General features: G+C 68.8%; 22 protein-coding genes and 3 pseudogenes. 6 read left to right on the top strand and 19 right to left on the bottom strand.

The window, feature by feature from the left end:
• Positions 1-110: 110 nt before the first annotated feature.
• From ABZ471_RS41640 to ABZ471_RS41600, 9 genes are all read right to left on the bottom strand, one after another.
• Complete coding sequence (locus ABZ471_RS41640) at positions 111-1,640, bottom strand: MFS transporter (protein ID WP_359074185.1); 1,530 nt, start codon at positions 1,638-1,640, stop codon at positions 111-113.
• A 428-nt stretch (positions 1,641-2,068) separates the two neighbouring features.
• A complete protein-coding gene (locus tag ABZ471_RS41635) occupies positions 2,069-2,884 on the bottom strand; it encodes a nuclear transport factor 2 family protein (RefSeq protein ID WP_359074183.1) in 816 nt (271 codons plus the stop codon).
• A 52-nt stretch (positions 2,885-2,936) separates the two neighbouring features.
• Positions 2,937-3,815 carry an aromatic prenyltransferase gene (locus ABZ471_RS41630; protein ID WP_359074182.1) on the bottom strand — a complete coding sequence of 293 codons (879 nt, stop codon included), beginning with the start codon at positions 3,813-3,815 and terminating at the stop codon, positions 2,937-2,939.
• A 165-nt stretch (positions 3,816-3,980) separates the two neighbouring features.
• On the bottom strand, positions 3,981-4,229 hold the full coding sequence (locus tag ABZ471_RS41625; protein WP_359074180.1) for an acyl carrier protein: 249 nt from the start codon (positions 4,227-4,229) through the stop codon (positions 3,981-3,983).
• 31 nt (positions 4,230-4,260) lie between these two features.
• On the bottom strand, positions 4,261-5,271 hold the full coding sequence (locus ABZ471_RS41620; RefSeq protein ID WP_359074178.1) for a beta-ketoacyl-ACP synthase III: 1,011 nt from the start codon (positions 5,269-5,271) through the stop codon (positions 4,261-4,263).
• 2 nt (positions 5,272-5,273) lie between these two features.
• Positions 5,274-6,275 carry an AvrD family protein gene (locus tag ABZ471_RS41615; protein WP_359074176.1) on the bottom strand — a complete coding sequence of 334 codons (1,002 nt, stop codon included), beginning with the start codon at positions 6,273-6,275 and terminating at the stop codon, positions 5,274-5,276.
• A gap of 67 nt (positions 6,276-6,342) precedes the next feature.
• Positions 6,343-6,753, bottom strand: a complete 411-nt coding sequence (locus tag ABZ471_RS41610) for a nuclear transport factor 2 family protein (protein WP_359074174.1) — start codon at positions 6,751-6,753, stop codon at positions 6,343-6,345.
• 22 nt (positions 6,754-6,775) lie between these two features.
• Positions 6,776-7,384: a flavodoxin family protein gene (locus tag ABZ471_RS41605; RefSeq protein WP_359074172.1), complete on the bottom strand. Its 609-nt coding sequence runs from the start codon at positions 7,382-7,384 to the stop codon at positions 6,776-6,778.
• 27 nt (positions 7,385-7,411) lie between these two features.
• Positions 7,412-8,125 carry an AAA family ATPase gene (locus ABZ471_RS41600; protein WP_359074171.1) on the bottom strand — a complete coding sequence of 238 codons (714 nt, stop codon included), beginning with the start codon at positions 8,123-8,125 and terminating at the stop codon, positions 7,412-7,414.
• A gap of 944 nt (positions 8,126-9,069) precedes the next feature.
• Here ABZ471_RS41600 and ABZ471_RS41595 point away from each other — a divergent pair.
• Together ABZ471_RS41595 and ABZ471_RS41590 are read left to right on the top strand one after the other, a co-directional pair.
• The gene (locus ABZ471_RS41595; RefSeq protein ID WP_359074168.1) at positions 9,070-9,822 is read left to right on the top strand and encodes a CHAP domain-containing protein; all 753 of its coding nucleotides are present in this window, start codon (positions 9,070-9,072) and stop codon (positions 9,820-9,822) included.
• 65 nt (positions 9,823-9,887) lie between these two features.
• The gene (locus ABZ471_RS41590; RefSeq protein WP_359074167.1) at positions 9,888-10,898 is read left to right on the top strand and encodes an XRE family transcriptional regulator; all 1,011 of its coding nucleotides are present in this window, start codon (positions 9,888-9,890) and stop codon (positions 10,896-10,898) included.
• A gap of 35 nt (positions 10,899-10,933) precedes the next feature.
• Here the strand turns inward: ABZ471_RS41590 and ABZ471_RS41585 are convergent.
• A pseudogene (locus ABZ471_RS41585) lies at positions 10,934-11,059 on the bottom strand (RNA-guided endonuclease TnpB family protein); the annotation flags it as partial.
• 108 nt (positions 11,060-11,167) lie between these two features.
• Complete coding sequence (locus ABZ471_RS41580; protein ID WP_359074165.1) at positions 11,168-11,563, bottom strand: VOC family protein; 396 nt, start codon at positions 11,561-11,563, stop codon at positions 11,168-11,170.
• Between the two features lie 243 nt (positions 11,564-11,806).
• On the opposite strand from ABZ471_RS41580, the pseudogene ABZ471_RS41575 reads away from it, so the two are divergent.
• Positions 11,807-12,312 (top strand): annotated as a pseudogene (locus ABZ471_RS41575) (transposase family protein); the annotation flags it as partial.
• A gap of 340 nt (positions 12,313-12,652) precedes the next feature.
• On the opposite strand, the gene ABZ471_RS41570 reads toward ABZ471_RS41575, so the two are convergent.
• Entirely contained in the window at positions 12,653-13,837 is a 1,185-nt protein-coding gene (locus tag ABZ471_RS41570; RefSeq protein WP_359074163.1) for an aminotransferase class I/II-fold pyridoxal phosphate-dependent enzyme, read from the bottom strand.
• Between the two features lie 152 nt (positions 13,838-13,989).
• Between ABZ471_RS41570 and ABZ471_RS41565 the strand changes: the two genes are divergently transcribed.
• The gene (locus ABZ471_RS41565; RefSeq protein ID WP_359074161.1) at positions 13,990-14,433 is read left to right on the top strand and encodes an Lrp/AsnC family transcriptional regulator; all 444 of its coding nucleotides are present in this window, start codon (positions 13,990-13,992) and stop codon (positions 14,431-14,433) included.
• Positions 14,434-14,449: 16 nt separating this feature from the next.
• On the opposite strand, the gene ABZ471_RS41560 is transcribed toward ABZ471_RS41565, so the two are convergent.
• From ABZ471_RS41560 to ABZ471_RS41550, 3 genes are all read right to left on the bottom strand, one after another.
• Entirely contained in the window at positions 14,450-15,298 is an 849-nt protein-coding gene (locus ABZ471_RS41560) for a PhzF family phenazine biosynthesis protein (protein ID WP_359074159.1), read from the bottom strand.
• A 131-nt stretch (positions 15,299-15,429) separates the two neighbouring features.
• Positions 15,430-15,684: a hypothetical protein gene (locus ABZ471_RS41555; RefSeq protein ID WP_359074158.1), complete on the bottom strand. Its 255-nt coding sequence runs from the start codon at positions 15,682-15,684 to the stop codon at positions 15,430-15,432.
• Positions 15,685-15,698: 14 nt separating this feature from the next.
• Positions 15,699-17,162 (bottom strand): carboxylesterase family protein, encoded by a 1,464-nt coding sequence (locus tag ABZ471_RS41550; RefSeq protein ID WP_359074157.1) that lies wholly within the window; start codon positions 17,160-17,162, stop codon positions 15,699-15,701.
• A 170-nt stretch (positions 17,163-17,332) separates the two neighbouring features.
• On the opposite strand from ABZ471_RS41550, the gene ABZ471_RS41545 reads away from it, so the two are divergent.
• The gene (locus ABZ471_RS41545) at positions 17,333-18,256 is read left to right on the top strand and encodes an Lrp/AsnC family transcriptional regulator (RefSeq protein ID WP_359074188.1); all 924 of its coding nucleotides are present in this window, start codon (positions 17,333-17,335) and stop codon (positions 18,254-18,256) included.
• A 198-nt stretch (positions 18,257-18,454) separates the two neighbouring features.
• Here ABZ471_RS41545 and ABZ471_RS41540 read toward each other — a convergent pair whose 3' ends face one another.
• The 3 genes from ABZ471_RS41540 to ABZ471_RS41530 form a co-directional block, all read right to left on the bottom strand.
• On the bottom strand, positions 18,455-19,345 hold the full coding sequence (locus tag ABZ471_RS41540; protein ID WP_359074155.1) for an MBL fold metallo-hydrolase: 891 nt from the start codon (positions 19,343-19,345) through the stop codon (positions 18,455-18,457).
• Positions 19,346-19,438: 93 nt separating this feature from the next.
• On the bottom strand, positions 19,439-19,894 hold the full coding sequence (locus ABZ471_RS41535) for an SRPBCC family protein (RefSeq protein WP_359074153.1): 456 nt from the start codon (positions 19,892-19,894) through the stop codon (positions 19,439-19,441).
• A gap of 73 nt (positions 19,895-19,967) precedes the next feature.
• Entirely contained in the window at positions 19,968-20,747 is a 780-nt protein-coding gene (locus ABZ471_RS41530) for an oxidoreductase (protein ID WP_359074151.1), read from the bottom strand.
• 85 nt (positions 20,748-20,832) lie between these two features.
• Between ABZ471_RS41530 and ABZ471_RS41525 the strand changes: the two genes are divergently transcribed.
• A complete protein-coding gene (locus ABZ471_RS41525; RefSeq protein ID WP_359074187.1) occupies positions 20,833-21,267 on the top strand; it encodes a MarR family transcriptional regulator in 435 nt (144 codons plus the stop codon).
• Between the two features lie 343 nt (positions 21,268-21,610).
• Here the strand turns inward: ABZ471_RS41525 and ABZ471_RS41520 are convergent.
• Positions 21,611-21,851, bottom strand: a pseudogene (locus ABZ471_RS41520) (hypothetical protein); the annotation flags it as partial.

Here is a 21,851-nt window from a genome sequence, read left to right as displayed (position 1 = left end):
GGGCACTGGCCAGTGGCACGCCTGCGTACACGGATCTCCCGCCTCCTCTCCCGCCGCCACCTGAACCGTGGTCGGTGTGCCGCTTGCGCGGCACCCGCCTCAGGCGTCGCTCACCTGGTGGCGCCGCTGCTGGAGGGCTCGGCCGCCGCCTCGTCGGTGGAGGCTTCGGCGGCTTCGGCGAGCGGGTCGCGCATCTCGCCGCTCACCTTCTCCAGCAGCACGAGGATGAGCACGGCCCCGACGGCGAGTACGCCGGCACCGATGCGGAACGTCAGCGCGTATCCGTCGGTCCGCGCGACCTGCGGGAGCGTTCCGTCCGCGACGTGGTGGTTGACGTAGCGGAAGGCGAAGGGGACCAGGGTCGCCAGGCCGAGTGCCGCGCCGGCCTGCTGCATGGCGGTCTGGACGCCGGAGGCCAGGCCCGAGTCCTGACCGGTGACCTCGTGCAGCGCTCCGTTGATCAGGGCCGGGTAGGCGAGGCCGTTGAAGAAGCCGAACATCAGCAGCCCGGGCATGAACCCGCTGACGAAGGAGGCGTCGGGCGCGAAGCCGGAGGCGGCGACGACCAGGGCCGCGGCGCCGCCGAGGAAGGCGACGGCCATCACCGGCTTCACGCCGATGCGGGGCATCAGCACGGTGGACATGCCCGCGCCGACGAACGCCGTGAGGGTCAGCGGCAGGTAGGCCAGTCCCGTCTTCATCGGGGAGTAGTCGTGCACCTGCTGGACGTACAGCGTGAACAGGAACATGTAGGTGAAGAAGGCCGCGAAGATGGCCACGCTCACGACGTTGGTCGTCACCCGGGTGCGGTTGGCGAAGAACCGCAGGGGGATCATCGGGTCAGGAGTACGGGCCTCCCACACGACCATGAAGACCAGCAAGGCGATTCCGCCCAGCAGCGGCAGCAGCACCCGTCCGGAGCCCCACGCGTGGTCGGCGGCCTGGAGCAGGCCGTACACCACCGCGACCAGGCCCCCGGTGGCGGTGACCGCCCCGACCGCGTCGAGCCGGCGGCCTTCGCGGGCCATCCGGTTCTCCGACATCACGCGCGGCACCATGATCAGCGCGATCACCGCGATGGGGATGTTGATGAAGAAAACCCAGCGCCAGCTCACCAGGTCGGTCATGATTCCGCCGACGAGCGAGCCGATCGACCCGGCCACCGCCGACAGACCGCCCCAGATACCCAGGGCCTTCGTGCGCTCCTTACGGTCGGGGAACAGTACGGGGATCAGCCCGAGCGCCGCCGGGCCGGCCAGCGCCTCACCCAGGCCCTGGACGAACCGGCTGGTGACCAGCATCCAGGAGGCGGTCGCGGCACCGCATGCGGCCGACGCCACGCCGAACACCAGCACGCCGGCCATGAACACCCGCCGACGGCCGAACATGTCGGCCAGCCGCCCGCCCAGCAGCAGGAAGCCACCGGCCACCAGCACGTAGGCGTTGACCACCCACGCGAGACCCTCCTGGGAGAAGTCCAGGTCGGCCTGGATGTCGGGGAGCGCGACGTTCACCACGGTGATGTCCATGACGAGCATGAACTGCATGGCCGCCAGTACGGTCAGCGCCAGCCAACGCCGAGGGATAGCAGCGACAGGGCCATCGGACCCGCCCCGTAATTCTTTGCCCACGGTACTCATTGCCTTGCGTCTCCTCTGAGTGATCTGTGGCCGAGCCTTCCATGCGGACATTCCCGCCGGCTCCGCGGCGCTGCGGCTGGGGGCGATGGCGGCGATGAGGGCAGCGGAAGGGATCCGAAGCCGGGAAGTCGAAGTCCGCGTTCGGTGCGCTTCTGGCCGAAACGGAACCGAGAAGAAGCGCAGGACGAACGGTTCGAGCGGTCGAACCTCGGTCGACCTCAATGACTTCGGAAATGACTTCGGGCTTGGGTCCCTCCGTGGTCAGCAGGAGCTTCGTGCACAAGGAGTCCCGCGGCTGCAATCGTCGATCATGTCCGGGCGTAGGTCATCATCCACCACCGTCAAGCATCTCCACACGCGGTCCGCTTGACATCCGATCGACGATCGCTTGAGTCGACTACGTCATCACGCGAGCGGCCCGCCGCTCGTCATGAATTCCCCGCGGAAAGGGCGTCGATGACGTCCTGGAATCGACGGGGGTCGAAGGAGTCGCGGTACGCGCTGATCAACCCGTCCTGGAACCGGAAGACCGCTATGTGGTCGTTGGTGTACACCGCTCCGTTGACGAGTTTCGCGTGGACCGTGTACTCCACACAGACCGCGTCGGAGTTCACGGCGGGGTGGACACCGGTCAGTTCCGTGTCGAACGTCTCGTACACCGAGAACAGCTTCCGGTACGCCGCGACGATCTCGTCCTTGCCCTCGATCCGGGACGGATACCCCTCAACGACGGGCTGCGGCAGGGTGATCTCACCGCGGTCGTGCCAGAGTTCGCCCCAGGCGTCGATGTCCTTGCCGTGGAGCAACGCGAAGAACCGGTGCGCCGTCTGGGTCTTGGCGGCGAAGATCCCGAGGAACGCGGCGGTGTCGACGTACTCCGTGTACTCGGCGATCCGGTCCCCCTCCAGCCGGAAGACCGACGCCCCCCGGTTCCGGTAGGTGCCACCGGTGAGCAGTTCGATCTCCAGCGTCCAGGTGGCGAGCACCTGCCGGGGGTCGGCCATCACTTCGGCGTCCCACGTGATCCGTGTGTCGCCGAAGAGCGCGAAGAACTGGCCGAGCGCGCCCACGATGATGTCGCGCCCGGCGAACTCACCGGGAACGCCGTCCGGGGTGACCGGAACCCGGTACACGGCGTCAGCTGTCCACAGATCCGCGAACGCGTCGATGTCCTTGGCCTGCAGGGCGTGGTAGAAGTCGTGCGCGACGCGCAGGGCGCGTGTCCCGTCACTGTGATCAGTCATGAGCTCGATGCTTTCCTTGCCGTAGGGAGGCACGCGTACGTGCCCATGGCGCCTACTTTTTGAGGAAGTTGCGGAATACCTCCCGCTGCAGCGGCCCGAACTGGTAGTACGAGCCACCGTTGAACCATGCCCCTCCGGGCGACCACTTGACGATCGAGATGCTGAAACGATCGCCGTCGTACGTGTACGGAGTACCTGTCATGAATCGCGCGAATTCCGGCTCCCGGGCGCGGATCAGGGGCAGATCCAAGGTGCGGGCGAAGCTGATCCGCTCGATCGTCGAGGAATCCCAGCCGAGGGTGAAATAGACCCTGAACGTCTTGGTGGCGGACTCCACCAGCTCCTCTTCCGGCTCCGGCAGTCCGAGTCCGCGAACCAGCGACCGGATGGTCTGGGGTTCGAGGCCGCCAGGGGTCGGGAAGTAGAGGTTCGTGGTGTGGTTCCGGTAGTCGATCGCGATCATCGCCACGCCGTCCAGGCCGTGGCGGGCGAAGTAGCCGGCGTTGTCGGCCAGAGCGCGCGGCATGGACGGGAGTTCGCAGAGCTGTGCCACCCCCTGTATGTCACGGGGGAAGTGCACGTAGATCTTGTTGAATCCGCCGACGACTCCGACGTCGATGAGGCACTCGTCGACGGAGCATCCCTTCTGCAGGTCCGAGAGCAGGGAGGCGACGGGATGGTCCGTCTTGGGGATCAAGCCGTTCGACACGGCGTGGGCATACGGGTCGGCGATGCTTCGAGGCACCTGGATGGTGAGGTCGAGATCTTCTCCGCGTTCTCCGGCGGTCGCGCTGAAGATGAACCCGCCCTCGAACGGGGTGAACACGTTCAGGATCGGCCAGAGCCTGTCACGTGAGCAGGGCACGTCGAGCAGTGCGGACGCTTTCTCGACGGCCGAGTACGCTTCTTCGATTCCGAGATGTGCGGACATTCGTTCTCCACGGTGTCATCGTTGATGCCTGCTTGAACGGGGCGCCCACGGCCGGTGGGCCTTCTTCACCACGCACGGAGGCCGGGTCCTGACGCGGCAGCGCGTCGACGGGGGCGGGTGGACGCGAGACAAGGCATGCATACGCAGCAGTGATCGGGCGTTGGATCAGCCGTTCGCGCCCTTCGCGGACAGCAGCTCGGCGACCTTGGCCACCGTGCCGGCGGTGGCCAGCTCCTCCCCGGTCACCTGGACGCCGTACTGCTTCGTCAGGATGACCGCCAGCTCGATCAGGACCAGGGAATCCAAGTCGAGGCTCTCGAAGTCGGTGTCGGCCGATGTGTCGTCGGGGACCTCGAAGTTGGTTCGCAGAACATCGAGGATGGGCTCGGGCCGTACGGACGTACGGTGCGTCATGACGCTTCCTTTCGGGAACAGGGTGTGGCTGTCAGGCAGGGGTCAGACCCGGCCACGTCAGGGCGGCCGAGCCCCACGTCAGGCCGGCGCCGAAGGCGGTCAGCAGCAGCCGGTCGCCCCTCTGGAAACGGCCGCGCGCGCCGGCGTCGGCCAGGGCCAGCGGGATGGAGGCGGACGAGGTGTTGCCGGCCTCCTGGATGTGGGAGACCACGCGTTTCTTGTCCACGCCCAGTTGCAGCGCCAGCGTGTGCAGGATGCGCAGGTTCGCCTGGTGGCCGACCACATGGTCGACCCGGTCCGCGCTCCAGCCCACCCTGTCGAGCACGACCTGCGACGACACCGCCATCCGCTGGACGGCGTGGGCGAAGGTCTCCTTGCCGCGCATATGGATGTACCCGGCGTCCGGGTGCGGCTGCTGACCGGTGGAACGCTGTCGGGCACCGCCGCCGGGGATGGTGATCAGGTCCTTTCCGGTGCCGTCGGCACCCAGGTCGAGGGCCAGCACGGCACCGGGCTCGTCGGCTGTTCCGGCGCGCAGGACGACGGCACCGGCGCCGTCGCCGAAGATCACCGCCGTGGTGCGGTCGGCGGGGTTGAGCACGGTGGAGAAGACCTCCGCACCGATGAGGAGGACGCGTTCGGCGTGACCGGCCACGAGCGCGGCGGACGCGGTGGCGAGCCCGTAGAGGAAACCCGAGCACCCGGCCTGCACGTCGAAGGCGGCGGCCGAGCCGAGGCCGAGGCGGGCCGCCACTTCCGGCGCGGTGGCCGGGACCGGCTGGTCCGGGGTCGCGGTGGCCACGATCACCATGTCGGCGGCGTCCGATCCGCCGCCGGCCGACTTCAGCGCCCGGTGGCCCGCCTCGACGGCCAGGTCGCCGGTGCTCACGCCCGGATCGGCGACGTGCCGCCGCTCGATCCCGGTCCGCGTGCGGATCCACTCGTCGCTCGTGTCGAGGCGGCGGGACAGTTCTTCGTTGGTGACGGTGCGGGGCGGCAGATAGCCGCCCAGCCCGGCCAGAACGGCAGCGCGAGCGCTCATGACTACCACCTCTGCGACGGGGTGCTGTGCGGACGGGACTGCGGTAACAGATGCGCGACGCTGGCCCGTGCCTCGACGCCGTGCAGGCTGCCGACCACATCGGCCCTGCGCCACATACCGGCCGAGGACGGCAGGAGCATGGGCCGTTCCAGCGAGGCGGTCACCTCGTCGCCGGGCCGCACGGGTGCCGCGCCGGCCGTGATGCGGGTGCGCCGCATCCACAGGTTGTTGCTGTGGGCCCGCTCGATGTCGTCCAGCGTGTAGAGGAGGACCTGGCCGAGCTGCATGGCGGCGACAAAGGCGTCGATCATGGTCGCCGGGGTGCCCTCCGGGACGGTGGCCGCCCGGTTCGGGGCCAGGGTGACGCGGGCGGACGCCTGGGCGTCCTCCACGCTGTCCGCCGTGACGCGCACCGCGGTGAGCAGTTGATGCCGCATGTCGTGCGGGATGCCGAACGGCGCGTTGTTCCAGGGCCCGGGCAGTTCCTCCGCCCGGCGGTACACGTCCCCGGTGCGGGCCGCAGCGCGGCCCGCGCTGTGCCGGGCTCGCACCCTGGCCGACAGCGATCCGATCCGGCACTCCAGCGTGGTCGACCACTCCTCGCCGCTGCGGTCGGCGGCCACGAGCCGCCCGCTGACCGGGAACTTCTCGAGTTCGTCCTCGTCCGGGCTGGAGCCGGCCTTCAGGTCCACCGACTGCACGGCGAACCGGGAGCCGGGCGCGAGCAGATACGTGTGGGCCGCGTACAGGCCGGTGAGCTGGGCGGCGAAGAGCATCGCGTCGATGGTGCTCAGATGGGGTTTGGGCCGCTGCTCGCCCTTGCGCGACCAAAGACTGGGGATGGCGATGCGGGCCGTGGCTTCGATCCCTGCGGCGCCTTCGTCTCCGGGCGACACCGTGAGATCGCTCAGACAATGCTCGACCCGCTTGAATCCCTCACCGAGGAACCGGCCCTCTCGCGGGCCGAGGAAGTCGTCTATGGAGGCAAGTTCCAGAACGGGCACAGGTGCCCCTTTCCCGCCGAGGAAAAGCCGTCCGGGCCCGTCGCCTGGGCTCGGGGTCCCGGACGGGTCATTCGGCGAACGCTTCTGCTATGGCGTAGCTGTCCTCGTACATGTGGTACCGGATGATGCTGCCGTCCTCGACGGTGAGGTGCAGGGCGTAGCCGTTGGTGAACTTCTTTCCGGTGGAAAGGACACCCCAGACGGATTCCGCGATCACCACCGCGTCCGGGCCGTCGACGATGCGGGCCTTGAGGGCGAAACTCTCCGGCCCCGTCAGCACCTTCGGGAAGATCTGGAAGAATTCGGAGATCTCCGCCTTGGCAGCCCGCGTGCCCGTCCACGGCACGTTCGGACTTCCCGGGACGCGGAAGTCCACCTTTTCGGCGAACAGCTCCAGCAGGCCCGGCAGATCACCGGCCCCGAACTTCTCGAAGAACGAGTCCAGGACCGCCTGGGTGGACTGCTGCTCTGTCGTCATGTCAGCTCTCTCTTCTCGTCTGCTACCGGTCCGCCACTGCCGCGCGTCCCGCGAGGAAAATCGCCGTCTGCTCGGCGACACGCTGCCCCAGGTGCTCGGCCGTAGCGATGTCCGCCTTGTGCACGGCGTCGGCGGGCAGGTCGCCGGCCAGGGTCCCGGCGGCGCCGTTGAAGTACCCGAGGCGGTTCAGGTCGTTCTCGCTCTCATGGCTGAGGTGCCAGCCCGGAAGCAGGCCGAGACTGACCCAGATCATCCCGTGCTGGTGGCCGAGGGTCGCGAAATAGCCCAGGGTGGAATCCTTGTCACCCGCCTTGCAGGCGCCGATGGTGAACCCCGAACCGAGCTTGTCCTTCCACGCCTGCCGCGCCCAGCGCTTGTTGGTCGACGCGGCGAAGGTGTGGAACTGGCCCGACGCCGACCCCATGTAGGTGGGCGATCCGAAGATGATCGCGTCGGTCGCGTCGAGGGTCTCCCACTGGGCGTCGTCCATGGCCTCGACGGTCACCATGGTCACCTCGGCGCCCGCGGCCTCGGCACCGGCCCGGACGGCCTGCGCCAGCACCTCGGTGTGCCCCCTGCCGGAGTGGTAGGCAATGGCGATTGTGGGCGGCTTTGTGGGCGGCTTTTCCATCGGTTGTTCTCCTAGAGAGTGAGCAGCTCACGCCTGGGCGGGAACGCGTTCGGTCTCCATGCGGAAGTCCTGCCGGCCGTACTCCTGCCGGGCCAGCTCGATGGCCTGCGCCGTACTCATGACCGGCTTCAGGCCGAAGATCTGCGCAATGCTTTCGAGGCGCTCCGGCATGCTCCCGCCGACGACGTGATACGGGATTTCCAGCTCGTCCAGCGTTTCCAGCAGCATCGTGTCGATGGTCGCGCGGAACTCGTTGTTCATCGGCCGATGACCGTCCGCGGTGATCGTCAGTTCGTGCCGCAGGTGGACGTAAGCGTCGTACGTGTCCTTGACGTGCTTCTTGAAGGCCTGTCCGTACTGCTCGACGACCTCCGCGAAGAAGGCCATCTCCTGCGGGGCCACCTTTGCCCGACCGCCCTCGTTGTCCGCGGTGGCGTTCGGGTTCATGGTGTTGAACTTCACCCGGCCCGCCCCGTACAGCCATTCCTGGAGGGAGGAGCCGTCCGAGATGAAGTTGTCTCCCAGCAGCGCTTCCTGGACGGCACGACCGGTGTGCCGGCGCATGGTGAGCTGGAGGAACTGCGCCGGTTTCACGTCCACCAGCTTCAGGCCCGGGAAGGTCTCCGGCATGATCTCCCGGATCGTCCGGGCAAGGCTGCGTGGAACGCCGGTGTAGTGCGACAAGGCCATCACCGTCGAGGTCTTGCCCGAGGAGTACGTGCCAGATACCGCTATCTTCACTGGTGCTCCAGATGTGATGGTTCCTCACCGGTGCGCCCGAACGCCTGGTCCGGGCCCACCGCTTTCTCGAAAGGTCCGGCTCAGCCGGTCACGCGACCGTGGTCGCGGAGGGAACAGCGGAAGTGCAACCTCGGCCGGGCACTCGTCGATGGAGCGCATGCCGACGGTGCGGCCGGAGCGCGGTCGGAGGATGTGCTCACCCGCGAGGGGTTACTGAGAAGGGCTCAATGTCCGGCAAGTGCCTGGAAAGTACAGCCGAGGTGTGGCGCCCGTAGACCTGACACAAACTCAATCTGCCGTCGCACGGCGATTTTTGGGCAGGGAAGGCGTGCGGAAATCGTGACACGTTGGCGTCTCCATGCAAAGAGTCAGGTGATGTGAATCACATTGATTGCGGCGCGGGAAGGCCCGGCGTCGAGGCGCCGCCCGAGGACTGCCGGACGACCGCAGAGGTCACGGTGAGCGGCGGCCGTCCACCTGACTCCACTGCCGCATGGCTGATTCTGGTCAGCAGGCGCGTGCTGAAATCGCGACACGGGCGAAGTCCGCGCGTCGAGGAGTTCCGCCAGTGACCCACGCGGGCTCTCCGGTGGCGGCGGGCCGTTCGCCCGGCTCCGTCAGCGCCGCACCCCACGCCGCCCGCGGTGCGACGCGGGGCAGTTCGTCATCGTCGATCTCGTCCGGCACCTCGGCGATGGTCTCGGTGCCGCCGACGGCGGACAGGCGGCGCAGCAGCCGGGCGCACCGGTCGGCTGCACGGTGTCCCGGCCACCGCCGCGTGCCGCTCGGACAGCCTGTGACCAGGCCGGACGGGCCACCGGTGTCCCGGACATGTCCCGGACACCTCCATCCATTGTCCGCCCCGAACACCCCCGGCCAGCCTTTCGGTCTGTCAGCCGGACCCGTCCTCGGGACCGGCACCGACCGACGGAAGGAAGCATGGGATGTCTGCGATGAAGACGGCGAAGACCACGGTCGTCGCGGGGGCGGCCCTGGCCATGAGCCTGGGCAGCCTCGTCATGGCCGGCCCGGCCCAAGCGGCCCCCGCCCCGGGGACGTTGATAGCCGAGCAGGCGCTGGGCCAGTACACGAGCACCAACGCCGAAGTGCAGAAGCGAAAGTACGAGGGCGACGCCAAGGGCGGCGACAGCGAGCGGAACAACTGCAACTTCTACACCGGCTTCTGGACGGCCAAGGCCAACCTCCGCTGGGACCACACCAGCGCTCCCCGCACCGGGACGATCACCAACCGCCAGGCGTGTGGGACGAGCAAGGGTTACGTGTACATCAAGGTCAACGGCGCCTGGAAGAAGACGTGGACCAGCGTCAAGTGGACCTCGCGCGCCTGGTGCGCGGATTTCGCCAAGTACACCTGGTACTGGGGCAAGGCGAACATCACCGGTCTGAACGCGGCCGCCGACTCCTTCCGCACCTACGGCAGGTCCAACGGAACCTGGCACCCCAAGGCGCAGGTGGCGGCGAACACGTACAGGCCGAAGCCCGGTGACGTCGTGTCCTACGACAACAACGGCGACGGCCGCGCCGACCATGTGGGCGTCGTGACCTCGTACAACTCCACCCGGAAGGTCTACCACTCGGTGGAGGGCAACACCTCCCTCGAACAGCTCACCTACAAGAAGACCCAGCCCGCCACGGCCGGCCGGGTCCTCGGCTACACCGCGCCGAAGGCGCGCTAGCACCCGGTGCACGTTGTCCGGAAAGAGTTTTGTTCCATGACAGGCCCACAACAACCATGGGTCTCATGGACCAGAGATCACTCGCGTTGCAGGAGTTGCGGACCGCGACGGACCTGAACGCGGAGCTGCGCGAGCTGAAGGCGCGCTCCCGGCTGACGTACCGACAGCTCGAGGAGCGCGCCGCCCGGCACGGCGAGCTGCTGCCGCGCAGCACGCTGGCCGACGTGCTGCGGCACGGCTCGCTGCCACGGCCAGAGCTGCTGGCGGCGTTCGTGCGCGCCTGCGGGGAGGGCGATCACATGGACGACTGGCTGGCCGCCCGGCAGCGGGCCGCCGAAACCGCGGCACCGGCGCAGGCCTCAGGGGACTCGGGCAGTTCGCGGCGCTCGAAGGGCCCGGGAGGCGGCGGCCTCTCGGCGGTGAGGGATCCGGGCTCGCCCCGGCGTCTTGCGGGCGCCCGCCGTACGCGCGTCCTCGCCGCGTCCCTCCTCGCCGCCGCGCTGGTCACGGCCGTCACCTGGTCCCTGTGGGACTTCGGCGGCTCGGAGGCGTCCGCGGACCGGGCCGGCTCGGCGCGGCTGCCGCGCGGGCAGGTCCTCCTTCGGCCGCTCGGTTCCCCCGGCCTGTGCGTCACGGACGGGCAGGTCCCGGACGGGCGGTACGACTCCCTCGTCGCCGTGCAGCGCCCGTGCAACGAACTGGCGCCGCAGACCACGACCCTGGATCCGGTGGGCAAGGACGCCTACCGCATCTCCTGGTACCGCCCCGACCAGGGAAAGGGCTGCCTGAAGGCGCTCACCTCCGGGACCGGCAAGGGGCTGCTCGAACCCTGGGAGGCATGCGAGCGGACCACCGCCTTCCGTTTCGTCCCGGCGAAGCCCGGCACGTCCGGCGCCGGTAGCACCGAGCAGGCCGCAACATCCCGGAAGCCCGTCGGCCGGACCTACCTGATCCAGATCACCGGCAAGACCTGCGTGGGCATCAGAGCCGCGAGCACCGCCGCGGGCACGGAGGCCGTCGCCGAACCCTGCACGGGCACCAACGCCCAGCTCTTCGTCGTCGAAGCCGCGCTTTGACTGCTCTCCTCCCTGAAGGGAGGGAGATTCCTGGCTCAGGCTGCCCGCTGAGGCCCCGCCTCAGCGGGTCTTACGCCCTCGACACCAGCCGGGTTCAGGCCTGCCCGGACGGGCATCACGCGGGCGGAGTTCTTGTCCTTGGGGGATACGGCTCCGCACGTTCGGCCTGAAGCCCTCCCCGCGAGAACATCGTGATCGCGTACCACTGAGATCGTCTCGGCAACGTGACGGTTGAGGTGTGCGACTGGGTGCGGATGCTCGCTCGCGGCCTAGTCCCGCGGTGCCAGGGTGCGCAGGACGTCGAACTCGTTGCCCTCGGGGTCTGCCATGACCACCCAGTTTCGGTCTGAGCCCTGGCCCACATTCGTCTTGGTGGCGCCGAGGCCGAGCAATCTGGTCACCTCGTCCTCGGTGCTGCCGTCGATCGGGCTGACGTCGAGGTGAAGCCGGTTCTTCACGGTCTTGCCCTCGGGCACCTGGATGAACAGCAGGGTGGGCGGCATCTGGCGGGCCCGAACATCCTCGACGGTCGGCACCCAGGAGCCGATCTCGACCTTGCCCTCGCTCTGGTCGATGACCTCGAAGTCCAGGACCTCGCACCAGAAGGCCGCGAGCCTCTCCGGATCGTGGCAGTCAACGACCAACTCGGTGAACCTACTTGTCATGACTCTCCCCCAGATAGTGCGGCCGGGGCTCAGAGTATGCCGCCCGTCCGACAGATTTGAGATCTTCCCGATTAGGGACCTCAGACGAGCTTGACCCGGCATCAGATAGGCGAGAATCCCGCCCCTGGTATTGAGGTCTCCTCGGCAACATGACCGTTGCGGTGCGTGATCACGCGCCGGACGGCGAGGTGGTGACCTGGTGTCGGACAGAGGTGAAGCCCCTGTAGGAACAGGTCTGCGAAGATCACGTTCCGTACAACCAGAGGCTCCACGTGGGCTCCCATCACCTATACCGCTGTGCTCGATGTCCGCAGGGCGACCGCCGAGCATCTCGCGAAGCTGCTGCGCGGGCACCGCAAGCGGCTCGGAACCCGCAGGGGCACCCGCGCTCTGGGCGTCTTCAAACAGGCGGTGCTGGTGCTGCGCTGGTTCGTCGACGGCATCCGGCTGGTCCAGCTCGCCCGGGACAACGGCATCTCGGTGCCGACCGCGTACCGCTACCTGCATGAGGGGCTGACCGTGCTCGCCGACCACGCGCCCGATCTGTCCACCGCACTGGAGCGGGCTGCGGCGGCTGGGTACACCCATCTGAACCTGGACGGCACCGTGATCCGCACAGACCGTGTCGCGGCCGCCGGCCGAACGGTGCCGATCTTTGGTGGTCCGGGAAACACAAGCACCACGGCGGGAACGTGCAGGTCATCTCGGCCCCGGACGGCTGGACGGTGTGGGTCTCCCCGGTGTGGCCGGCCGCGTCCGGCCGGGCCCCGAGCACGACACCACCTGCGCTCTCGAACGACAGCTGCTCACCTGCCACCGCCGAGGGCGATCATCGACAGGTGACGCTGCTTGAGCCCCCGAGCAAGCGGGGTGCCGCTGCGAGGCGTGTCACCGTCGCTTTCGTCGGCGGGTGTGGGGCTGGCGAGTCGATGATTGTGCAGGTGGGACAAGGAGATGCACCTCTTCGTTGAGCTGCTGGACTCTCAGGGGCCGGCCGTGTCGGGACCCGCGCCGGTCACGTGTACCTGGACCTGCGCGCACGGGTGTATGGCGTCGCCGCAGCGTGCGGCCTGCGCTGTCTGGGGTGATTCAGGCACTCGCCGCGGTGGCGTGCACGGCGTCGGCGGCGGCCAGTGCGTCGGCGACCAGGTCGGCGGTGTCCTCGGTGCCCGCGGCCAGCCGGACCAGGCCCAGCGGGACCGACTCGGCGATCTGGTCCTCGCTGAGCATGCCGCGCCACATGGACGCCGGGTGTACGGCTAGGGATTCCACGCCGCCGAGGCTGGCTGAGCGGCGGGGGTAGCGCAGGTGGCCGAGGAAGGCGTCGGCCATCTCGAAGCCGCCGGTGAACTCGATGCCGAGCACCCCGCCGAAGCCGCTCATCTGGTCGGCGGCCAGCTTGTGCTGCGGGTGGGTCGCCAGGCCGGGGTAGTACACCTTGGCCACGGCGGGATGCTCCTGCAGCGCCTCGGCGAGGGCCTGGCCGTTGGCGTTGTGCCGGGGCACGCGCAAGGGCAGGGTGCGCATGCCGCGCAGCAGCAGCCAGGCATCGATCGGGCCGAGGGCGGCGCCGGTGAGCAGGCCGACGTCCCAGATCCGGTTGAGGAGTTCTGCCGGTCCGGCGATCACTCCGGCGGAGACGTCGGAGTGGCCGTTGAGGTATTTGGTCGCGCTGTGCCAGACCAGGTCGATGCCGAACTCGGCCGGGCGCTGGTTGAGCGGGGTGGCGAAGGTGTTGTCCGCCACGGTCAGCACGTTGTGGGCGCGGGCCAGGTCCGCGACGGCGCGCAGGTCGGTGATCTGCAGCAGCGGGTTGCTCGGCGTCTCCACCAGGATCAGGCGGGTTTTGGGGGTCAGGGCCTTCTCGAACGCCTCCGGGTCGGTCTGGTCGACCACGGTGGTCGACACGCCCAGGCGCGGCAGCAGGTTCATCAGTACTGAGGCCGTGCCGCCGTAGGTGGACTTCTGCCCGATGACGTGGTCGCCGGCGGAGACCAGGGCCAGCACGGTGGTGGTGAGCGCGGCCATCCCGGACGCGGTGACCATGGCCGCTTCGGCGCCCTCCAGCTCCGCGACGACGGCCGCGACCTGTGCGTGGTTGGGGTTGCCGAAGCGGGTGTAGAAGTCCTTGCCGCGCGGTTCGATGGCGCCCTGCGCGAACGTCTCGCCGTCCTCGGCCCAGAACGTCGCCGTCTGGTAGATGGGCGGTGCCACGGCACGGCTGGGATGGATCTCGCGATCGGCGTGGACGGTGATGGTGCTCTTGCCCGGCATGGCTGCCCTCCGTGGACCGTTGAGGTGACGCCATGAAGCGTGGGCGACCGACGCCCAGAAATGGACTGCTCGCGGCAACTTTGGCAGCAAATTGCGCTCACCGAGGGCCCGCGATTGTGGTACTCGGTCGCCTGGCGCAATAATCTGCCGCCATGGATGAGGTGGACCGGTTGATTCTGGCCGTACTCGAAAGCAACGGCCGCATCAGCAATAACGAGCTGGCCGCCCGGGTCGGGCTGTCGCCGTCACCGTGCCTGCGGCGCGTGCGGCAGCTGGAGGAAGCCGGGGTCATCCGCGGTTACCGGGCGCTGATCGATCCCGCCGCGGTCGGCCGCAACCTGCGGGTGTTCGCCGGGGTCCGGCTGATGCGGCACACCCGCGCGGACGTCGTCGCGTTCGAGCACGGGATCACCCGGCTGCCCGAGGTGGTCGCCTGCCACCACATCACCGGCAACTTCGACTACCTGCTCCAGGTCGAGGTCGCCGACCTGCCCGCCTATGAGGACTTCCACGCCAACCAGTTGGCCGCCCTGCCCGCCGTGGCCACGGTGACCAGCTACGTCACCATGAAGACGCTCTCCCCCGACACGACATGAGCGGGCGGCAAGGCGGTCAGAGGGTGATGATGCCGCGGATGCAGACGGTGGCGGCGCCACTGACCCAGACGGTGCCGTCCATATCGGCGGTGATCTCGATACTGGCGGCCCGCCCCAGCCTCGCGCCCTGGGAGACCCGATAGGAGGAGGGCGCGGCGCCGGAGGCGGTCAGCCACTGCCCGACGCCGGCGTTCATGCTGCCGCACGCGGGGTCCTCGGCAACTCCGGCGCCGGGGGCGAAGGTGCGCAGCTCGAAGTGGTGCTCGCCTCCCTCGGGGTGGGCCCCGATCGCGCCTACCATCGCGGTCGGGATGAGGGAGAGGTCGGGTTCCAGGGCGAGGACCTCCTCGGCGGTGGCCAACCGGACCACGGCCCAGCCGGGCCCGTTGTCCACCCACTGGTGCGCCAGGACCCGCTCCCGCGTGATGCCGAACGCGGCCACGACCTGGTCCAGATAGGCGTCGTCGAGCGCCCCGTCGCGCACCCGCGGCGGGGCCGCGAAGGACAGAGTGTCCTCGCCGCGGCGCACGGTGACCAGGCCGGCCGCGCACTCCTGCACGATCCGGTCGGCGTGCTGGGGGGTGCCGCCGTCGTCCAGCCAGGCGCGGGCGGAGCCGAGGGTGGGGTGTCCGGCGAACGGCAGCTCGGCCTCGGGTGTGAAGATCCGCAGTCGGTAGTCCGCCTCCGGCACGGTAGGGGGCAGGACGAACGTGGTCTCGGACAGGTTCGTCCAGCGCGCCAGTCGCTGCATGTCCTCGTCGCTCAGGTCCGTGCCGTCCAGGACGACCGCGACGGGGTTGCCACGATAGGGGAGCGTGGAAAACACGTCGACCTGCACGAACGAGCGAGAACGCGGCATGGTCATCGAGGGCCTCTCGTAGCGGCGGCAGCGGATCCTGCGCCCATCCCAGCGGGCACATGCAGGGCCGGGACAGGGCCAGTCACGACACAGTGGACTGAACTGGCCCCCCGGGGGGCGAGGAAGCGGGGTGGGCGTCAGGTGGTGGCGCCGGTGTGCAGGGCCTTCGCATACAGGGTCTTCCAGAGCCTGCCAGCGCCCGGCATCACGCAGAAGACGAGCAGCGCGATGGACGCCAGGGTGAAGGGCAGCGGGCGAACCCACTGGTTCCAGGTCGCGAACCGGTCGGCGATGGTCAGGGAGTACAGCCGATCCGAGGCGTAGATGGTGGCCAGCAGGGTCAGGAACTCGGCCCAGTGAGGAAGGGTCGGCTTGCGGAAGATGTGCTTCATGACGGCCGCCTCTCTCAGGAGAAGTGGCGGATACGGGCGGCGGTCGCGGGGGCGTACGGCAGCCAGTCGTGGGCCGTACCAGTGGTGACGAACTCGGCGATCGCGGTGGCGAATTCGCGGCCCAGGGCGCGCTCGGCGTCTCCGGCCCCGGCGAGGGCGGGGCTGCCGGGGTAGGCGTCGAAGGTGTTGAAGAGGAAGGGCAGTTCGGCGCAGTGGGTGGCGCCCAGGGCGTACGGGTCCTCGGCGGGTGCGTAGTCGAACTCGTAGACGTAGCTGGTGTTGCCGCCAGCCGCATGGTGGTCGGCCACCTCCAGCGAACCGTCGCAGAAGAGCCCGTCGGTCAGCACCGCGGTGAAGATCTGCGCCGGCGTCGCCCGCTCGTCGAGGCGGGCGGCGTGCTGCTGGTAGACGTCCTGGGCGGCCTGCCAGCCGCTCTGGGCGGTGAGCAGGTCCAGGGCACCGGTGGTGGTGAGGTTCTGGATGCGGGGGTCGAAAGCGGTGAAGGCCGTCGCCTCGTCGCGGGTGGTGCCGATCAGCAGCGCCTTGCCCTCCAACGCGCCGTCCGCGAGCGCCTGTTGCCGGGTGCGGGGCATGCCCGGGGCGCCGAGGACCGGGTACATTGGCGGGGCCGCGTTACCCGGCGCCGCGAGCTGGCCGGAGAGTCGGCCATAGGCGTCCAGCAGCTGCTCGACGGGCAGGGCACGCAGGGCCTTCGCGGTGTCCGTGCCGGCCGGGATGCCCAGCAGACGCAGGTAAGCGTCGGCGTTCTCGGCGGCCTGGTGCGCATCCTGCGGGTTCAGGCCGAAGGGGCCGCTCTGCAGCAGCACCCGGGTGATCGATCCGTTCGTCGCGGGGTCGAGGGCCAGCATCAGGGAGGAGTAGGCCCCGGCGGACTGCCCGCCGACGGTCACGGTGCGCGGATCGCCGCCGAAGGAGGCGATGTTGTCCTGCACCCAGCGCAGCACGGCGGCCTGGTCCTGAGGGCCGAGGTTGGCGGCGCCGATCTCCGGCAGGTAGAGGTACCCCAGCGGCCCGACACGGTAGTTGGCGGTGACCACCACGATGTCGCCTAGGGCGGCGAGGCGGGCGCCGTCGTACCAGTCCCAGCCGCCGGAGCCGCTGGTGAAGCCGCCGCCGTGCCACCACACCAGGACCGGGCGGGCCGCGCCGTCCTTGAGTGCCCGGCGCGGGATGAAGACGTTGACCGTCAGGCTGCCGTCCTCGTTCCAGTCCGGCACGCGCGGCCCCTGCACCTTCTCCAGCCGGGAGGCCGCCTGCGGCACAGACGGCCCGGCCTGTGCCACATCCCGCACCTCCGTCCAGCCCGGGTGCGGCTGCGGCGGCGCGAACCGCAACTCGCCCACCGGCGACGCGGCGTACGGGATGCCACGGAAGGAGACCGCCTCGCCCTCCGCGACGCCCCTGACCTTGCCCCGCTCGGTGTCCACGACCATGTGCTCGATACCGGTACCGGTCATCGTGCTCACCTGCCCTCTCTCGTCTCGGTTGCTCTGAGATATTTCTAGGCCGGAGCGAAAATCTGAGCCAGAAATACCACTACGAATCGAGGAAGCAAGACATAAAATCTTGAACTGTGGAGAAAGTGCGCCATCAGTTGAATGAGACGGACAGCCGGATCGCCGCCGCGATGCTGGCCGCCCCGCGCGCCTCGTGGCGTACGGTCGGCCGCGTTCTCGGTATCTCGGAGCGCACCGTGGTGCGACGTTCGGCACCGCTGTTCGGCGACGGGACCCTGCGGGCCACGGCCGTGCGCAACCCCGTGCACTTCCCCGATCTGATCCCGCTGGCCCTGCGCATCCGCTGCAAGCCCAACCGGATCAGCGCCATCGCCGCCACCCTCGCCCGCCGCCCCGACACCATCTGGGTGGACGTCCTCGGCGGCGGGGACGAAATCTGCACCATCCTGTTCCTGGACGGCCCGGACGCCCGCAACAACCTGCTGCTGCGCGACCTCCCCGCCACCCCCGCGGTCCAGTCCTGGACCTCACATGTCCTGCTACGGGTCTTCCCAGCAGCCTTCGACTGGAGCGGCGGTCTGCTCACGGAGACCGAACTGGCCGGCCTGCGCCCGGAGATGCCCACGGCTCCCGCCCGGCCCGCCCTCCAGCCCGTCGACCATCAGCTGATCGCCGCTCTGGTCGAGGACGGACGCGCCTCCTATACCGACCTCGCCCACCGCGCCGACACCACCGCCCTCACCGCGCGGCGCAGACTGGAGGCCCTGGTCGGCGGCCAGGTCCTCAGACTCGCCACCGAGGTCGACCTCGCCCGGCTGGGTATCCGCACCGAGGCCCTCCTGTGGATCACCGTCGCCCCCGGCGGTCTGGAGGAGACGGGACAGCAGCTTAGCCGCCACCCCCAGGTCCGCTTTGCCTCCGCCACCACCGGCCCCGCCAACCTCCTCGTGGCCGTCGCGGCAGCCGACCTCGACGCGCTCTACCACTTCCTGAGCGACACCATCGGCGCCCTCGAACACGTCACCACCATCGACGTCACGCCCATCCTGACCGGCGTCAAGAGAACCGGCCTGGTCCGCCCGGGCAGCCTCTGAGCCGAACACTCGCGGTCTTCAGCGTCACTCCCCAACAGCGACGCGCGAGCCACCAGCGGCTGGAGAGACTGGGACCAGGCACGGGCCGACCAAGGAGGCGAGTGCCGTGGTCAGCCGCTGGGACAGCGCCAACCGTCGCTCCTGACTACCTGATCGTTTCGGCATCGGTTGCTGTCAGCCCCGCCTGGGCCGCGCTGCCTACTCCTGGTGCCCCAGCCTCACGATCATGTTCGGGTGGCGCTCGCTGAGTGCCTTCAGGGCGAGCAGGCTCTTGACGCTGGCTTCGCGCTCCTGCATGTAGGTTCCGGGCTCGACGCCGTTGTCCCATCCCCAGCGCGTGTGGCTGACGTCGCCGGTCATGAGTACCGGGCCCGCCGCGGTGCGGGCGAGGTAGGCGACGTGTCCGGTGGTGTGCCCGGGAGTGAGGATCGCGAAGAACGAACCGTCGCCGAACACGTCGTTGACACCTTCGAGCCTTGCGCCCGGGTCCTTGGTGAACTGCAGTTCCTCAAGCGGCGGCCGTCCGGCCAGGAGGTGGTTGTTCGTTCCCTGAGCGAACAGGTTCAGGAAGAGCGACGCCTCCGCCTCATCGGCGCCCGTGTAGATGGGGACGTCCTTGGCAACGTCCGGGAGTCCGGAAACGTGGTCGAGGTGGAGATGGGTCATGAAGACCCCATCCAGGGGAACTCCCTCCGCTTCGATGATCTCCGCGGTGCTCTGCTGGGGGTTCATCTTCTCGATGCCCCCGTATTTCCTCAGCATCATGCCGACCCCGACGCCGACGGGGTCCTCCACCAGCCGCCGTGAAACGCCCGTGTCCACCAGGAAGAAGCCGCGCGTGGGGTGCCGCACGACGTGGGCGTAGATCTTGATCGGCTCCTTGTGGTCGGTGATCCCCGCCGCAACGGCCTTCGGGTGCTTGATGTTGAGCAGCCCCGTAATAGGGGCCTCCCAGTCCGCGCCAATCGTCCTGATCTCGACCGGCCCTGGTTCGTCGATCACGGACTCCATGGCCGCCGCGCTGATCGGCTTGCCGATGCGGGCAGGCTGTGCCTTGTGGGTCGTGGTTTTGAAGGTGAGCAGCTTCATGGCTGAACTCCTATTCCTTGATCACTGAAAACTGGTGCAGACCGTCCCGCAAGCCGTCAGACCGCGGGCCCCGTTCGAGCCGGCGCGCCGCTGTTAACCGAGGTGCTGCTCGCGGGCGTGCGCGTCGAGGCGGGCGAGTTCCTTGGCGTAGACGCGGTGTAGCCTGCGCGGCGCGATGATCCGCTCGACGAAGCCGACGACGCCGCTCTCGCCATCGAAACTGGAGGTGATGTTCACCAGCGCCTGCCCACCTCGCGGGGGCACGGTGAACGTTTTCACGAGCCCGGAGCCACCTGTGTCGGCCTGGACCAGGGTTCGACCCGGCTCCGGCTCGGTGACCTGCATCCGCAGCTCCCGGACACCCCCCGCGAAGTCGATCTTGAATCGGACGACGCTGCCCGCGCCCACGCTGCCCTCCTCGACGTGGAAGTCGTAGAAGGGGGCTGGCAGGAATCGGGAGTGAAGCTGCATGTCTGCCAGGTACCGGTAGACCTCGTCCGCGGGAGCGTCAACAGCGCGCTCAGCGGACGCGACGACGACATGAGCCATCGGTCTGACCTCCGTGTTTGTGGGTTGAAGTACTGGATTCTGCGAGCCCGCCTCGGCGGGCTCGACAGCCGGTTCAGACCGTCTTGATGGTGCCGCCGTCGATGACGTAGTCGGCGCCGGTGATGTTGCCGGCCACGTCGGACAGCAGGAACGCGACCAGCGCCGCGACCTCCTCGGCTTCGCTCATGCGGCCGGTTGTGACGTTCTGGGACTTCGCGATCTGCTGGACGAAGTCGGCGAGGCCAGCACCTGCTGCTGCGGCCAGCTGGGCGACGGGGCCGTCGGGGTCCTCGTAGACGGTGGTGCGGACCAGGCCGGGGGAGACGGTGTTCACGCGCACGCCCTGGGGACCGAACTCCTCGGCCAGGGACTTGCCGAGCGCGGTGACCGCGGCCTTGACGGCGCTGTAGCTGGCCGGGACCCCGATCGGCAGCCGGGCGACGGTGGAGGAGATATTGACGATCGCCCCGCGACGCTCGATCAGGCTGGGCAGGGCCGCGCGCGTGGCGCGGACGGTGGCGAGCACGTTGATGTCGAACATGCGGGTCCACTGGGTGTCTCCGGCGTCGAGGAAGCCCATGACGGCCTCGTCGCCGCCGCCCACGTTGTTCACCAGCAGGTCGATGCCGTCCAGTTCGGTCAGCGCGCCGTCGATGAGGGCGGCGACGCCTTCCGCGGTGCTCAGGTCCGCCGACACTGCGTGGGCGCCGGTTTCCTTCAGCTCGGGCGTGATGGTGCGGGCGGCACCCACGACGCGTACGCCTTCGTCGATCAGGGTCCGGACGGTGGCCAGTCCGATGCCCCGGCTGGCGCCGGTGACGACGGCGGTCTTGCCCGTGAGGTTGAGGTTCATGAGGCTTCCTAGATGCATATGACTTGAATACTTTAAATCATATCTATCATGACTTGAAGCAGCTTGCTAGTCTGGAGCCATGGCGATGACACAGGAGCAGGCGGAAGCGCAGTGGGAGCTGGGCAAGCTGGTGCACGACCTGGACATGCAGAGCAATGCGCGCATGCGTGAATGGGTGACCGGGCTCGGCCTGACCGTCGCGCAGGCATCGGCTCTGCGCGAGATGACCGGCCCGATGACCATGCGCGAGCTGGCCGGACGGATGAGCTGCGAACCCTCCAATGCCACCGTCGTGATCGACAAACTGGAGAGCCTGCGGCTGATAGAGCGCCGCCCTCACCCCACCGACCGCCGGGCCAAGCAGCTTGTCCTGACCCCCGAGGGCACCGAACTGCGGGAACGGCTTCTGAAGGTCCTGGCCGAGGAGCCGCTGTTCGCCGGCTTGACGCAGGACGAGCAGGACGCGCTGGAGGGTCTGCTCAAGCGAGCCCTCTCCCGCGATGAAGCCCTCCAGGCTTGACGCCATAGGTCAGTCGAGGCCCCTCCACTGCGGACGAACCTCGACACTGCTGCCGACGCGGACAACGGACACGTTCAAACCCTGTCCATAACTTGGGCTGGAAGACGAGACCGCCGGGCAGTGCTCCGGGCGCGGGCAGCTGGTCGCGGGCCTGCGCCAGCATCGGTTCTACCGGCGGTCGAAGCACCATACGTCCGGTCTACGGCCCACACGCCCCACGCTGCGACTTGGACCTCTGGCCAGGGGATGTCTCACAGGGGTCGAGCGGACCTCCGGCGCTTGCGCCAGGCTCTTTCGCCCGCCGGCACAATGGCCTTCGCCAGATTGGGGCGGCGACCACCGCTCAGGCAAGCCCGTCGGCCGCACCTGTCAGCGGCGGTGGCGTGTTGCGCGGCCACGGCGCGCCCAGGTGTTCCGATGCGGCAGCCCGGAACGCCTCCATGAGCGTGGAACCCGGATAGGTCCCGAACACTCTGTACTTTCCGCCCATTCCGCGGTAGTAGCACGACCAGTAGCTGACCACTCGTCGCTCCGTGCGGGCGAAGAAGATCGGATTCCGCGTGATGAACTCCCCATAGAGCCTG

The sequence above is a fragment of the Streptomyces sp. NPDC005728 genome, assembly GCF_040630895.1.
Classification (GTDB): Bacteria; Actinomycetota; Actinomycetes; order Streptomycetales; family Streptomycetaceae; genus Streptomyces.
This window is presented reverse-complemented; position numbering and strand designations above follow the sequence as displayed.